The 15287-nt window shown below is 47.6% G+C and carries 14 protein-coding genes; 12 read left to right on the forward strand and 2 right to left on the reverse strand.

Annotated features, from left to right (window positions below; translation table 11 throughout):
• Positions 1–2: 2 nt before the first annotated feature.
• Entirely contained in the window at positions 3–167 is a 165-nt protein-coding gene (locus tag ABU165_RS05945; RefSeq protein ID WP_170939557.1) for a hypothetical protein, read from the reverse strand.
• Between ABU165_RS05945 and nuoL the strand changes: the two genes are divergently transcribed.
• From nuoL to spoIID, 7 genes are all read left to right on the forward strand, one after another.
• Entirely contained in the window at positions 148–2013 is a 1866-nt protein-coding gene (nuoL, locus tag ABU165_RS05950) for an NADH-quinone oxidoreductase subunit L (RefSeq protein ID WP_318059985.1), read from the forward strand. The two genes, ABU165_RS05945 and nuoL, sit on opposite strands and share 20 nt — an antisense overlap.
• The gene (locus ABU165_RS05955; protein WP_318059753.1) at positions 2010–3524 is read left to right on the forward strand and encodes a complex I subunit 4 family protein; all 1515 of its coding nucleotides are present in this window, start codon (positions 2010–2012) and stop codon (positions 3522–3524) included. Before nuoL ends, ABU165_RS05955 begins: the two co-directional genes overlap by 4 nt.
• Positions 3525–3530: 6 nt before the next feature.
• Positions 3531–5045 carry an NADH-quinone oxidoreductase subunit NuoN gene (gene nuoN, locus ABU165_RS05960; protein WP_318059754.1) on the forward strand — a complete coding sequence of 505 codons (1515 nt, stop codon included), beginning with the start codon at positions 3531–3533 and terminating at the stop codon, positions 5043–5045.
• Positions 5046–5247: 202 nt separating this feature from the next.
• Positions 5248–5484 (forward strand): DUF1146 family protein, encoded by a 237-nt coding sequence (locus tag ABU165_RS05965; protein WP_094769165.1) that lies wholly within the window; start codon positions 5248–5250, stop codon positions 5482–5484.
• Positions 5485–5740: 256 nt separating this feature from the next.
• A complete protein-coding gene (locus ABU165_RS05970; RefSeq protein WP_318059755.1) occupies positions 5741–6490 on the forward strand; it encodes a YwmB family TATA-box binding protein in 750 nt (249 codons plus the stop codon).
• 33 nt (positions 6491–6523) lie between these two features.
• On the forward strand, positions 6524–7831 hold the full coding sequence (murA, locus tag ABU165_RS05975; RefSeq protein WP_009792654.1) for a UDP-N-acetylglucosamine 1-carboxyvinyltransferase: 1308 nt from the start codon (positions 6524–6526) through the stop codon (positions 7829–7831).
• Positions 7832–8101: 270 nt separating this feature from the next.
• Positions 8102–9130 (forward strand): stage II sporulation protein D, encoded by a 1029-nt coding sequence (gene spoIID, locus ABU165_RS05980; protein WP_318059756.1) that lies wholly within the window; start codon positions 8102–8104, stop codon positions 9128–9130.
• Between the two features lie 21 nt (positions 9131–9151).
• Here the strand turns inward: spoIID and ABU165_RS05985 are convergent, their stop codons facing one another.
• Complete coding sequence (locus ABU165_RS05985; protein WP_318059757.1) at positions 9152–9571, reverse strand: VanZ family protein; 420 nt, start codon at positions 9569–9571, stop codon at positions 9152–9154.
• A 139-nt stretch (positions 9572–9710) separates the two neighbouring features.
• Here ABU165_RS05985 and spoIIQ point away from each other — a divergent pair, with 139 nt between their 5' ends.
• The 5 genes from spoIIQ to ABU165_RS06010 all read left to right on the forward strand — a co-directional run bounded on the left by spoIIQ (position 9711) and on the right by ABU165_RS06010 (position 15280).
• Positions 9711–10676 (forward strand): stage II sporulation protein SpoIIQ, encoded by a 966-nt coding sequence (gene spoIIQ, locus ABU165_RS05990; protein ID WP_318059758.1) that lies wholly within the window; start codon positions 9711–9713, stop codon positions 10674–10676.
• Between the two features lie 433 nt (positions 10677–11109).
• Complete coding sequence (ggt, locus tag ABU165_RS05995; RefSeq protein WP_129613039.1) at positions 11110–12678, forward strand: gamma-glutamyltransferase; 1569 nt, start codon at positions 11110–11112, stop codon at positions 12676–12678.
• A gap of 12 nt (positions 12679–12690) precedes the next feature.
• Positions 12691–13296 (forward strand): pyroglutamyl-peptidase I, encoded by a 606-nt coding sequence (pcp, locus tag ABU165_RS06000; protein ID WP_318059759.1) that lies wholly within the window; start codon positions 12691–12693, stop codon positions 13294–13296.
• Positions 13297–13425: 129 nt separating this feature from the next.
• Complete coding sequence (locus ABU165_RS06005; RefSeq protein ID WP_318059760.1) at positions 13426–13959, forward strand: sigma-70 family RNA polymerase sigma factor; 534 nt, start codon at positions 13426–13428, stop codon at positions 13957–13959.
• The gene (locus ABU165_RS06010; protein ID WP_318059761.1) at positions 13952–15280 is read left to right on the forward strand and encodes a DUF4179 domain-containing protein; all 1329 of its coding nucleotides are present in this window, start codon (positions 13952–13954) and stop codon (positions 15278–15280) included. Before ABU165_RS06005 ends, ABU165_RS06010 begins: the two co-directional genes overlap by 8 nt.
• Positions 15281–15287: the final 7 nt, after the last annotated feature.

Raw genomic sequence — 15287 nt, forward strand, 5'->3', positions numbered from 1 at the left:
TCTTAGGAAAAATCAGCGGATGTCCGCTGGATCGGAACAAGCAGATAGAAAGAGGCTGTGCCCGGCAGAAAAAATGATACTGCTGCCTGCTGCTGGCCTCCATCCAGCACGCCGGCTTGCGGTGTGCAAAAGGGGATCGTGATATTGATGGAAAGTGCATGGATCATACCGCTGTTCCCGCTGTTATCATTTGTCATACTCCTGCTTTTCGGCAGGAGGCTCAAGGAAGCGAGCGCCTATATCGGGATGATCTTAAGCCTTGCCTCCTTTGTGTTATCCCTGTTCGTCCTGTTTGACAGATTTGCCTCCCCGAGTTTCAAGGCGGAAGGAATCTGGCTCAAGATCGGCGGACTGCAGATCACAGCGGGGTACGAAGTCAATCAATTGAACGCATTAATGCTGATCATTGTGTCTCTGGTAAGTTTTCTTGTACATATGTATTCAAAAGGGTATATGCACGGGGACGGGAGATTCCATATCTTTTACGCGTACCTTGGGCTTTTCACCTTTGCCATGCTTGGCCTGGTCCTCTCGCCCAACCTCCTGCAGACCTATATTTTCTGGGAGCTTGTTGGTCTAGGCTCCTTTCTGCTGATCGGCTTCTATTTTTACAAAAATGAAGCAAAGCAGGCTGCCAAGAAAGCCTTCATCATGACAAGGATCGGCGATGTCGGCCTCCTGATCGGACTTATATTGCTTTTCTGGCAGACAGGAAGCTTTGAGTACGACGAGATTTTTGCTGCTGTCGCGGAAGGTGCCATCTCTGAAGGGATGATCACGCTGACAGCGATCCTTATCTTTATCGGAGCAGTAGGAAAATCAGGACAATTCCCGCTCCATACATGGCTTCCCGATGCGATGGAGGGGCCGACCCCGGTTTCTGCACTCATCCACGCTGCAACAATGGTGGCAGCGGGTGTGTATCTGGTTGCTGCGCTTTTCCCTCTATTTGCAGCCAGCGAAACAGCATTATTCACGGTTGCTGTCATTGGGGGAGGGACGGCAGTATTTGCCGCCCTCATCGGTCTTGTCCAGACAGATATTAAAAGGGTGCTCGCTTATTCGACAGTCAGCCAGCTCGGCTATATGATGCTTGCCCTCGGCTCGGCCGGCTACACGGCCGGGGTGTTCCACCTGATGACACATGCCTTTTTCAAAGCGCTTCTTTTCCTTGCGGCAGGGAGCGTCATCCATGCAGTCCATACACAGGATATCGAGAAAATGGGCGGCTTATGGAAAAAAATGAAGCTGACCGGTCCGCTGTTTTTGATCGGGACGCTTTCCATCAGCGGGGTTCCTCTTTTTTCAGGCTTCTTCAGCAAAGATGAAATACTGGCGTCTGCCTGGGTGCACGGAAATACGGTCCTGTTCTGGCTTGCACTGCTTGCCGCCTTCTTTACCGCTTTCTATATGTTCAGGCTGTTCTTCATGGTTTTTGCCGGAGAACCTCGTACAAAAACAGATAGTGTTCATGAATCACCTGGTGTGATGATCTTCCCGATGATAGTGCTGGGAGTACTGGCTATTATTGCAGGCTATGTGAATACCCCTTGGTTCGGTACCTTCCTGGGAGACTGGCTGACAGAGGGCAATGATCTGTTGGGGCATGGCCATATTGAAGCGCCTGTCTGGATTATGATTGCAGCGACTGCCGTTTCGCTTGCCGGCATCCTTCTTGCCTGGCTGATGTACGGCAGGAGGACGGTATCGCGCACCTGGCTCAGCAGCTATATGCCTTCTGCCCACAGCATCCTGCTGAACAAATTTTATGTGGACGAATTTTACCGGCTCAGCATTGTACAGGGAATGAAGGTGTTCAGTCTTTTCCTTCATTATATTGAAGTTTTCATTGTAGAAGGAGCCGTAAAGGGAATCGGTTCTGCGGTGCAGAGCCTTGGAAAAGCAGGCTCCAGGCTCCAGGATGGGCAGGTACAGACATATGGGGCGGCCGCCTTTATTGGCCTTGCCATCCTGACAGCTGTATTTGCTTTGACAGGGGGGTTCTTTAAATGACATTTCCTTATTATCTATCTGTGCTGGTATTCTCCCCGTTAGCAGGGCTGCTTGTGCTCCTATCTGTGCCAAAAGCCAAAGAAAGGGCGATAAAGTGGATAGGCTTGGCCGCAGCATTGCCGGCTGCCATACTCGCCCTCGCTGCCTACTTTATATACCATTCAGGAGCAGGGCTCGAAGAGATGGATGAAAGGGCAGACTGGATCCAGTTTGGCCATCCTGATCTCGTTGGCGATTATTTTAAAATTAGCTATGAACTCGGGGCCGATGGCTTCTCAATGATCATGATCCTGCTCACCAGCTTCCTTGCTTTGCTTGCTGCGGCTGCATCGTTCCGGATCACTAAAGAATGGAAAGGTTATTTTATGCTTTTCCTTCTGCTGGAAACGGGGATGCTTGGCGTTTTCGCCGCAGAAAATCTGTTCTTATTCTTCCTGTTTTTTGAGATAACGCTTATCCCGATGTTCTTTCTGATCGGAAAGTGGGGATTGTTTGAAAAAGAAAAAGCTGCCTTCAGCTTTCTGATCTACAATGGCCTAGGCTCAGCCATCCTGCTGATTGTGTTCATTGTTTTATTTGCCAGAACCGGAACGGCCAATATGGAAGAGCTTCAAATCATCATGCAGGGAGGAGCACAGGCCATTTCGCCTTTCTCTGAGGAGCTGAAGCTGGGGCTGTTCATTGCCCTCCTGATTGCATTTGGCGTTAAGCTGCCGATTTTTCCGCTTCACAGCTGGATGGTCCGTGTCCATGCTGAGGCGCCACCCTCAGTTGTGATGCTGCATGCCGGCATCCTCTTGAAAATCGGGGCATTCGGCCTCATCCGCTTTGGTCTCGGAATCTTTCCGGAGCAATTCCAGCAGCTCGGTCTGCTGATTAGCATACTGGGTGCAGTCAATCTCCTGTATGGGGCATTCCTTGCTTTCATCCAGGATGATTTCAGGAAAGTGCTTGCCTATTCTTCCATTTCCCATATGGGGATCGTCTTAATCGGATTAGGCGCATTAAATGAAGCGGGCGTACAGGGGGCTATTTTTCAAGTAGTATCACACGGACTTATTTCTGCGCTTTTGTTCTATCTTGTCGGTGCTTTATATGAGCGGGTCGGGACCTCTTCCATCAAGAAGCTTGGCGGGCTTTCCCGGCAGATGCCGCTTGCGGCCGGCTTCCTGCTCGCCGGTGCGATGGCTTCGCTCGGCATGCCCGGTATGTCCGGATTTATCAGTGAATTCATGGCCTTTCTCGGCCTCTTTGAAAACCGGCCTGCAGTGGCTGCTGTTGCTGCACTGGGCATCATTCTGACAGCTGTCTATCTTCTGAGGGCGGTCCTTGGAATGACGTTCGGAGAAGCGAGGTCCGACTATGGGAACGTTACGGACCTAAAAGCGTTGGAAATGATGCCGGCAGTGCTCCTGGTTGGTGCCATCGTCCTGATCGGCGTGTATCCGCTCGCCATCAGCGCGCCGCTCCAGCCGTTGCTGGAAACGATTTTGCCAGGAATGGGAGGGTGATGAAGGATGGACCTGGAAACATTGCTTTCATATAATTGGCTCTTGATGACACCGGAATTCATCATCCTTGGCAGCACAGCCATCTTAACCCTGATCGATCTGTTCATGCCCTCTAAGAAAAGCAGGCAGATCCTTGGCTGGCTTGCCTTAGCCGGCATCCTTGGTGCACTGGCTTCCCTTCTTGCTCTGCTGGGAAGCGGGACGGAATCAATCCTTTTTGACACCTTCCGCCTCGATTCGTTTGCCAAGGCATTCAAGCTGCTGCTCCTGATCGGCTCCGCTTTTGTCATGCTGCTCGCTCTCGGATATAGAGGGAAAGAGGGACTGGAGGAATACAGGGGAGAGTTTTACTATCTCTTTCTGCCGGCGCTTCTTGGTGCGATGATGATGTCTTCAAGCGGTGACCTGATCACCCTTTTCACAGGGCTTGAGCTGCTGTCGATTTCTTCCTATATCCTGGCCGGCATGCAGAAAAGGAATCTGCAGTCCAATGAATCGGCCATGAAGTATGTCATCAATGGCGGGATTTCCACTGCAATCACTCTGTTTGGGATGAGCTATTTGTACGGAATTGCCGGAACGACCAATCTGAAGGAAATCGGACTGGCACTCTCATCCATCACGGAATCGCAATACCTGTACCTTGTCGGTCTGGCCTTTTTTATGATTTTGACTGGGCTCGCTTTTAAGATAGCGTCTGTGCCTTTTCATATGTGGGCACCGGACGTGTATCAGGGATCACCGCTTCCGGTCACTGCTTTCCTGAGTGTGGTTTCAAAAACAGCAGGATTTGTACTGATCGCACGTGTGGTGCTCGTCATAGCCTTATCAGCACCGTCTGAAGGGCCGGGCTCGCTGCCGCTCATCATCAAGGTCCAGGATTATATGGCCTTCCTGGCAGGGGCCACGATGATCGTTGGAAATGTGATTGCCCTGAGGCAGCGGAATATCAAGCGGCTGTTTGCCTACTCAAGCATTGCCCATGCCGGCTATATATTTGTTGCAATCTCGGCTGCATCGGTATTTATGTTCGACTCGCTGTGGTTCTATCTGGGTGCCTATCTGCTGATGAGCCTCGGGGCTTTTGCGGTCATCCAGGCTGTTTCTGAAAAAGCAGGATCAGAAGACATCAGCATTTTTTCCGGCCTTTATAAAAGGTCGCCTTTGCTTGCTGCTGCGATGGGGATATTCATCCTCTCTTTAGCAGGCATCCCGGGGACCGCAGGTTTTATCGGAAAGCTCAATATCATCACAGGCGCCCTCATGACAGAGCCGGCCCACTATGTGCTCGTGTCGATCATGATTGCTGCAACGGTTGTCTCTTACTATTATTATTTTGGGATCCTTACGCAGATGTTCTTCCGGCCAGCAGCCGATCAGGAGAAACCGGCCCAGCCTGCTTCTGTATCCATTGTCATCGGCGTCTGCGCCTGTGCGGTCATTGTGTTTGGGATCCTGCCGAATCTGGCCATTGATTTTCTGCAAAGCAACTTCAATCAATTTGCTGATTTTCTTCAATGAGAAGAAAAGGAGGCTGGTGAAAAGCGCCAGCCTCCTTTTTATTTTTTCTATAAAAGTGTGAAACCTTTGCAGGGGAGCTTACGTCAAATGAAAGGAGGCATCCGCTTCGCCTGCATTTCGGGAAGCAATGCACCAGCCGATTTATTTGCATGGCAATTGGTGCTACAATCTAAGTACTGAAAAGTTCTAGGGGGATTGCCAAATGATTTCAGGCTTCGGCCAGCAGGCATTACTAAGCATCATCTCACACTTGTTTTTCATCGCGATTGCCTGGTGGGCACTGCAGTCAGTCAACTATGAAAAGTTTCTGAGAGCCCATCATGTGTTCCAGGCAAGAGTGCTGTTCGTCATGCTTTCCATCGTCATTGGATCGGTTGTCAGCAATTTTTTTCTCGACTATCTGCTATGGTCTCAGCAGCTGCCGCTCATTCTTCAATAAAAAGCAGGTTTTGGCAGCACAAAAATGTGAAATATAGGTCTTCACGCATGTTCCATTCCAGCAGGAATCTTAGTAAAATCTTTTTTGTATGTCAGCAGCTTGCTTGCTGCAAATACATATGCGCACTTTTGTGAAAAAAGTCACGTATAAACATAATGTGAGCTTTCCGGCTTCTGTACTTGTCAAAAAGTGACGACTTTTCCCTGGTATGCTCTCTCCCAGCTTGGCAACAATGGTAATAAGGGGAGTGAGATACATGTTGAAAAAGTACACACTTTATTTTTTAATTATCGCCATTATTGGTTTTGTTACTATAAACCTTGGGAATAAGACGACTGTAGCTTTCGGAAAGCATGACCTATTGACTATGGCCTCAGTTCTTCAAAACAAAGATATTTTGATTCAAGACTGGACGATCCATGCAAGAAAAAATATGGAAAATGTCGAAAATTTTCGGGATGCCGAGACGCTTGCCGGAAAATTGAAGGCAGATTATCCTGATTGGGAGTGGAAATCAAGCTCCAGCAAGGATAAGGCCGAGTATACAGCGGTTTTCCAGGCAGACGGAAATAAAAAAGAGAGCATAAAAATCCTGACAACCCTCACAAATGGCAAGTCTCATACGTATTTAATTTATGAGGCCATAGGCCATGGCTGGGGGAAGGGAACGGAGACCTTCCTCAAAGAGGAACTTTCCGATAAGCTCTCCGACATATTTCGAGGAAATGCCACAATTTTCTCTTGTATTAAAGGCGAGTTCGGTGATAAGATGAAAAAGACTTTGCCTGATAATGTAAATGAATTGATGAAAGCTTTTGATGCAAAGGAAATTGAGTCATTAAAAGAAAGTTCTTTTATATCAGCATCGGCGTATTCTCCAATGTTTGCCGGGTCGATTGAAAGCAACAATGATGAGATGAATTTACAAATTGGATTAAGAACTCAAGGATTGGGCGGAAAGACTACCCTTGTAGTTGGAACACCAATCATTACGATTGAATATTAATATAGAGAAATTGGACGCGGAGGGGAATACACTTTGGAAAAAATCATCGTCCGCGGCGGAAAAAGGCTAAGCGGTACTGTTAAAGTAGAAGGAGCAAAAAATGCTGTTTTGCCTGTTATCGCCGCTACACTGTTAGCAAGTGATGGAAAAAGCGTAATTCGTGATGTGCCGACTCTCTCCGATGTATATACCATCAATGAAGTGTTACGCTATTTAAACGCCGAAGTGGAGTTTAAAAATAACGAAGTCATCGTGGATGCATCAAGAGAGCTTAAGGTTGAGGCACCGTTTGAATATGTTCGCAAAATGCGCGCATCTGTACTCGTAATGGGATCATTGCTCGCGCGCAATGGCCGTGCCCGTGTCGCACTGCCAGGAGGCTGTGCCATCGGATCACGTCCGATCGATCAGCACCTTAAAGGCTTTGAAGCCATGGGTGCTAAGGTAAAAGTAGGAAATGGCTTCATTGAAGCGGAAGTAGAAGACCGCCTGCAAGGAGCAAAAATATATCTGGACTTCCCGAGTGTCGGGGCAACTGAAAATATCATGATGGCTGCAACCCTTGCAAAGGGCACAACCATCATCGAGAACGTTGCAAAAGAGCCTGAGATTGTCGACCTCGCTAACTTCCTCAATAAAATGGGGGCAAAAGTAAAAGGCGCAGGCACAGGAACGATCAAAATCGAAGGCGTAGACATGCTTTTCGGAGCAGTCCATAACATCATCCCTGACCGCATCGAGGCAGGAACCTTCATGGTAGCAGCTGCTATCACAGGCGGAGACGTGCTGGTACAGAATGCAGTTCCGGAACACATGACATCCCTGATTGCCAAAATGGAGGAAATGGGTGTCACTTTCATCGAGGAAGGCGAAGGAGTCCGTGTCATCGGCCCTGATAAGCTGAAGGCTGTTGATATCAAGACCATGCCTCACCCTGGCTTCCCGACTGACATGCAGTCCCAGATGATGGCCCTCTTGCTTCGTGCAAAAGGAACCAGCATGATCACTGAAACGGTATTCGAAAACCGCTTCATGCATGTAGAGGAATTCCGCAGGATGAATGCAGAAGTAAAGATTGAAGGCCGTTCCGTTGTCATGAATGGACCATCCAATCTGCAGGGAGCAGAAGTTGCAGCAACCGATCTTCGCGCAGCAGCAGCCCTGATCCTGACTGGCCTGGTCGCTGACGGCGTTACCCGTGTAACAGAGCTTAAGCACCTTGACCGAGGCTATGTCGGCTTCCACAACAAACTGGCAGCACTTGGCGCTGACATCGAACGCATCACAGAAGTGGAAGAAACAATTACTGAAGAAACTTACGTATCCGATATGAATGCTTAATAGCATTCCGGATGATGTTCAATAAAACCGTAGAACCTTGTTGTCTGATATCCGACGATAAGGTTCTGCGGTTTTTTGATTTTATGCGGAAAAGCTGTTTTTACGACTGATTATGCTGAATGTAACCTATTCTTAATATCATCCTGGTCTCAATGCAAAACCCTTCTCCCATCTGATGATTCTTGTCATAAAAGCTTGTCCCGGACCATATGAATGAATGGAGATGGCCATTTGGTTATTTGACAATCATTCGATATGGAGGCATAATTCATGATTAAATTTAAACCGATCCTACTACTATCCGCCCTACTGCTCGTAACAACCCTGATGATTCCGACATTGCTCGTCCTCCCATTTAAGGATGCGAAAGTCAGCGGCAAGCTGGGCGAAGAGCTTCAGCAGCAGGAGGAGCCGCCGGCAGCGGCGAAGCCTGCCGGACCGGCAATCGACGTGTCTGTTTACCGCACAATGGCCAAAAAAGTAGAAACGCTTCCTCTTGAGGATTATGTAGTCGGGGTAGTCGCCTCAGAAATGCCTGCCGACTTCGAAAAAGAAGCCCTGAAGGCACAGGCATTGACAGCCAGGACCTATATTGTCAGGCAAATGATGGGCAAGGTGACAGAAGGGCTGCCGGATGGAGCCATCGTTACCGACACGGAGAACCATCAGGTCTACAAGAATGAAGCTGAGCTGAAAAAGCTCTGGAAGGAAAATTACAGCTGGAAGATTAAAAAAATCAAAGAGGCCGTGAGTGAAACGAGCGGACAGATCCTGACATATGAAGGCAAACCGATTGAAGCCCAATTCTTCTCCACGGCAAACGGGTATACCGAAAGCTCGGAAGAAGTGTGGTCCAATGCCATGCCATATTTAAAAAGTGTTGAAAGCCCATGGGATGTTGGTACGCCTAAGTACCAGGCGCAAAAAGAGATTACGGTGGCAGAATTCGAAGCAAAGCTTGGCGTAAAGCTGCCTGCTGACAATACGATCGGGACCGTTATTGAAAGAACGGCCGGTAAGAGGGTCGGCAAGGTGGATATTAACGGCAAGGTTCTGGAAGGCACGACGATACGCACAGATCTCGGGCTGAGGTCCACCGACTTCACATGGGAGCGCAAGGGCAATAATATTGTCATCACCACCAAAGGGTTCGGCCACGGTGTCGGGATGAGCCAATACGGGGCAAACGGGATGGCAGCAGAAGGGAAAACCTTCAAGGATATCGTCACATACTATTATAAAGGCGTCGAAATTGCCTCGGCCGATCAGGCATTGACGAAAATAACCGCAAAAAAATAGGACCGGGGTCTGACCCCAGTCCTATTTTTTTATATTCTCTATTCTTTTTAAGAAGCTGGCAAGCAGCTTGAAGCGTCCGCCGAACCTGGCCTGATAGACAAAATAATAAGCCGCAGCTACGCCAATCCAGTCCTTGGCCACATCGATCAGCGAAGAAGACCGTGCCGGGATGAAGGATTGATGAATTTCGTCTGTCACGCCGTACAGGGCGGCAATGACCGCGAGGATGATATTGAGCTTTTTAGTAAAAGAGCCTCCTGTTAAAAAGGCAAGCACCAAAAGGGTATAAAGGATGGCAAACTCTATCAGATGCATGGATTCCTTCAGGAAGCTGTCGACCTTTGAATCAGGCAGGGCGACGACAGCATCAGCCGGCATGCTCGATAAAAACCAGATCAGACCCATATATAAGAGGGGCAAAATTCGTATGATCCACTTCATTATTTTTCTCCTTAGAATTATTTTGATCTTTCATGCATAAAGCGGAAAGCTTTGTCGAAAAATAAGCATTAAAAATTTTTTTCACGGTATGTATATAAAACCCTCAATCTGTTCAGAATGATTGCTGAGGTGATGATAAATGAGAGAGGAAGAAAAGCAACGATCTTCTCAAGATTCAGGTTTCAAGCGCTTTATGAAAAAAAGGTGGGCATTCCCGGCTATCTATCTGGCGAGCGCAGCAATCATTCTAACCGCGGTTCTTTGGTATCAAAACTCGAACAATGCGTCTGATGAGTATGATTACAGCGATACTGATGTTGCCGAGAAGAAATACGATGAGCCATCAGTAGAAGTAACCCGCTCAATGGAAAACTTCGTAATGCCGGTAGCCAACCAGGATTCAGTCGAAATCCAAAAGCAGTTCTATGATTACACAGGCAAGAAAGAAGAACAGGAAGCAGCATTGGTTTTCTACAATAACACGTACCATCCAAACACTGGAATTGATATCGCCCAAAAAGATGGCGAATCCTTCGAAGTGAAAGCAGCCCTAAGCGGAACTGTTACAAGAGTGGATGAAGATGCGCTGTTAGGAAATGTCATCGAAATCGAGCATGACAAAGGTATTGTAACACAATATCAATCTGTTACAGATGTAAGTGTAAAGCAAGGCGACCAGGTTGAACAAGGACAAGCTCTTGCAAAAGCAGGCCAAAGCCTATTTAACGAAGAAGCAGGCGTCCATGTACACTTTGAAATCCGCAAAGACAATGTACCTGTCAACCCGCTTGACTACTTCAATAAGCCATTAAGCGCGCTACAGGAAGCTGCCCCGACCGATAACACAGGTGCAGCCGACGACAGCGGTGCCGCTGAAGAAAATGACAGCGATGCAGCAGCTGAAGGTGAAGAAGCAGACGATGCCGCAACTGGAACAGAAGAATCAGCAGATGAGAAAAAAGCTGCTGAAGACGATAAAGCAGCAGAAGATAAAGAAGACGAAAATGCAGGCGAAAAAGAAGATCAGGACAAAAACAATTCCGGAGATCAGGAAGAAGAGTCCACAGATTCATCTGACGCCAGCCTGAACAACGAAAACGCTTAATAAGAATGAAAAGGCCCGCCGTGATGATGGCGGGTTTTTTCGTTGTGGATGAGGGGTTGGTTTTTAGGCGGGGCTGGCTGCTCGGTCGATGGGGCTGGTTGCTCTCTGAGGCTAGTTGCTAATAAAAAGGAAAAGTTGCTAATATATGGAAAAAGTTGCTAATAAACTCAAAAAGTTGCTAATAAACGAAATCCCCGGCTCCTCCAATGGTCAATTACACTCAAAATCCCCCCTCTTTCATCTAAACACTGTACTCCCCAACCAAAACTATACCCAGAATACTCACTCATTCATAATTTTTCGACATCTCCCCCTTTTCTCTGGTATAATATTTCGCAAGGCGAAGGTTTTGCCTAGCTGGTGCCTGGCACCGTCAATAGAGGGGGAAAAGAATTTGTCTTCAAATCTTACATATCCATATCAGTCACAGCGGATGGCTTCAATTGCGCGGAATGGGATGGTTGCGACCTCCCAGCCCCTTGCTGCCCAGGCTGGGCTCGACATAATGAAAAAAGGCGGCAATGCCATTGATGCGGCAATCGCAACGGCTGCCTGCCTGACGGTCGTGGAGCCGACCTCAAACGGGATCGGCGGCGATGCTTTTGCGCTTGTATGGACAAATGATTCGCTGTACGGCTTGAACGGAAGCGGACCGTCCCCGCAGAGCATCAGTATTGATAAGGTGAAGGAAAAGGGTCATGAAACCATGCCATCACATGGCTGGGTCCCTGTCACCGTTCCTGGTGCTCCTTCTGCATGGGCAGAGCTGTCCAAGCGGTTTGGCCGCCTTCCTTTGAAAGAGGTGCTCCAGCCGGCCATCGACTATGCACGTTATGGCTACCCTGTATCCCCGATTCTCGGGAAATATTGGACAGGTGCACATAAAATTTATAAAAAGCGCTTTACCGGCCCTGAATATGAAGAATGGTTCAAGGTGTTCGCGCCGAATGGCAAAGCTCCGGAAATCGGTGAAATGTGGAAGTCTGAAGATCACGCAAGAACGCTCGAAGCGATTGCAGAAACGAACGCTGAAAGCTTCTACCGCGGCGAACTCGCCGATAAGATTGCCAAGGCATCCGAAGAGGGCGGAGGCTTCCTTTCCAAAGAGGATCTGGAAGGCTATAAAGCTGAATGGGTGGACCCGATTTCCGTTAACTACCGCGGCTACGATATTTGGGAAATCCCGCCGAATGGCCAAGGGCTGGTAGCACTGATGGCCCTGAATATTTTAAAAGGCTATGAATTTACCCATCGTGAAGACGCTGAACAGCTCCATCTGCAGCTGGAAGCGATGAAGCAGGCGTTTACAGACGGCAAAACTTATATTACCGATCCTGCCTTCATGAAAACGAAGGTGGAGGATATGCTTTCTGAAAGCTATGCAGAAGCCTCCCGCAGGAAAATTACAGGCGAAGCGCGCCTCCCAGAGCCGGGCTCCCTGCCAAAAGGCGGCACTGTCTATCTGTCTACTGCGGATGGGGAAGGCAATATGGTTTCGTTTATCCAGAGCAATTATATGGGCTTTGGATCAGGTGTGGTGGTGCCAGGCACCGGGATCGGCCTGCAGAACCGGGGGCATGATTTCTCCCTTGATCCGGGCCACGAAAATGCTCTTGCACCAGGCAAGAAGACCTATCATACGATCATCCCTGGCTTCATTACAAAAGGCAGTGACGCAGTGGGGCCGTTCGGTGTAATGGGCGGATACATGCAGCCGCAGGGCCATGTGCAGGTTGCCATGAACATGATCGACTTCAAGCTGAATCCGCAGGCCGCTCTTGATGCACCGCGCTGGCAGTGGATTGAAGGCAATAAAATAGAGGTTGAATATACAATGCCAAACCATCTTGTGAAGCAGCTTGCCGCCAAAGGGCACGAAATCAAGGTGGCCCACGATTCAGGCGGCTTCGGACGCGGGCAGGTCATCACCCGCAACCCGGAAACAGGCGTACTGACAGGCGGAACAGAGCCGCGCACAGATGGAACGATTGCCAGCTGGTAAAGGAGGATCATAATGAAGAAACTGCTTTTAACAGGCTTTGAGCCTTTTTTGGAATTTCCGATCAACCCGACAGAAAAGGTCGTTGAAGCCCTGAACGGAACAAAGATCGGAGACTATGAAATTACAGGAGTCCTTCTTCCTGTCGACTTTAAAGAATCACCGGTTAAAATACTGGAAGCCTACCATGAGCACCAGCCGGATGCTGTCATCTCACTCGGGCTTGCGGGAGGCAGGAACAGCATCACACCAGAGCGGATCGCCATCAACTGCCGCGACGGCGAACCTGACAACAGCGGAGCAAGATTGAAAGATTCGCCGATCGATGAAGAAGGGCCGGACGGCTATTTCTCCACTCTTCCAATCAGGAAGATGGTCAACAGATTAAAAGAGAACGGTCTGCCGGCTGAAATCTCCAATACAGCAGGAACATACTTATGCAATAATGTCATGTACACCATCCTGCATGAAATAAAGAAGAGCGGGAGGGAGATCCCGGCTGGATTCATTCACATTCCGGCCTCCCACCAGCTCGCTGCCAAAAGCAAACGCAGCCTGCCAAGCTGGTCTGACAGCGATTTGCAGGATGCAGTGAAACTGATGATAGAAGAGCTGGTATAAGATAAGTTGCAGGCTCAGCCAATTGGCTGGGCTTTTTCTTTCGTCATAATTGCTTATTGGATTTTCTGTAAGAAATTTGAACCTCCTCACTTCACTGAGGCGTCTAAGAATGAGAAAGGGGGACTAAAGTTGAACCAACAGGATATACGGGAAGTTGATTTGGACAATATCATCACCGGTATTATGAAAAGTTACGGAACAGAGCTCTCCATCTTGGCTTACTCATATGTCAAGGACGTAGAAGTTTCAAAGGATATCATTCAAAACGTTTTTATAAAATGCTATACCCATTACCATACATTCGAAAAGCGTTCTTCCATTAAGACATGGCTCTATAGAATCACAATCAATCAATGTAAAGACTATTTGAAGTCACAGTATATCAGGAGGATGTTCCTCCAAAACAGCACGATGAAACAGGCAAGCTATCATACGCCTGAAACCATCACGATAGACAAATTGGATGACGAACAAGTCGTGGCAGAAATTATGAGCTTAAGCAAAAAGTACCGTGAAGTTCTTATTTTGCGGTATATCCATGAACTAGAGTCCAGGGAAATTGCTGAGGTTCTATCTGTTTCCGTGGAAACAGTAAAAACGAGGATCCGAAGAGGGAAAAATAAGCTGCTGCCTAAATTAAGGGAGGAATTTCTTTATGACTAGGAAAAGATCCTTGGAACAGGCATTTATAAAAAAATATGGGGAGAACCTCAATTTTTCAGACACTGATATGCAGGAAGTTTTGCAGAAAGCGCAAGGCCAGCCGCCAAAGTCAGCCAGGAAGAAAATGAAGTTTGGTCCGCCGCTCATCATGATAGCAGCGCCTTTGATTGCCGTTTTCCTGCTCCTAAGTTACAACATTCTGCCGACAAAAGAAAATCAGGATTCGCCAGATACAGAGAAGGCCATTAATGAGACAGACGAAGACCAGAAATTATTTGGTGATATTGGAATTCAGCGGGCCAAAAAGGAAGGTCTTTTTACAAAGATTGATCAGACTGTTGAAAAAGATGGAACAAGCATTACCCTGCATGAGTTCTTGTATGATGGGACCCGGTTGGCGATTGTATATTCTATCGCTGGAGAGAATATAGAGGACAAACTAGGTTATCCTTTATTGCCTGAATTTAATTTATCTGTAGATGGAAAACCATACATGGAATATTCAGCAGGGAATTCTTTTACAGATGAGAAAGATAAATATTTATATGAGTTTCATTTGTATGGGAATTTGCCTGAGGAGTTTAATCTCGGGATAGATGCAATGATTCTGGGAGAGAAAGGTACAAAAATGAGCTTTGATTTTCCAGTGGAAAAAGCAGGAGAGGATTACTACTCAGCCAGTCCTAATAACACAGTAGAAAATGGCGAAGTTAGTATGACTCTTAATAAAGTCTCATTTGCTCCAAGCGGAACCCAAGTGGTAATAACTATGAGGGAATCAATGGAAAAATATAATGCTAAAAACGGTTCCTATGTTTTTGATATCAAAGACCAGGATGATAAAGGCGTTGCTCATCTGATCTCTGGCGCCACCGGGGGCAGCCAAGAGGAGGGTATGTTTTCCGAGGAGTTCAATGAATATTTTGAGCCTGCAGAAAGTCAGCCAAAGTCCCTGACAATCACACCATATTTAAGGACTTTTGGAGAGGCCAGTTATAACGAAAAGCCGCTTAAAGAGAAGCTGCCTTTTTATCTTGAACAAGATTCCTATGGGGGAGTTGAGATTTCCAATGTTAAACAAAAAGAGGGAGAGGTTTGGATATATTATCAGCCTGAAGGCGAGCTGAAGGGAATGGGAACCACCCCGATTCTAACAGACAAGTCTTCAGGAAAATCAATAAGGGGAATCAATCAGAAAGCTGCTGAAGGCTATGTAGTAAAATTTAAAACTCCTTTGCCAGCTGAAGAGTTAATGGTAAGTGTTCTAGAGAGAGATATAACAAAGCTGGAAGGGCTGGAGTTACAAGTAGATCTAGATTAACAGTGAA

It is taken from the genome of Cytobacillus sp. T106 (genome assembly GCF_040492155.1).
Lineage (GTDB): Bacteria > Bacillota > Bacilli > Bacillales > Cytobacillaceae > Bacillus_AB > Bacillus_AB infantis.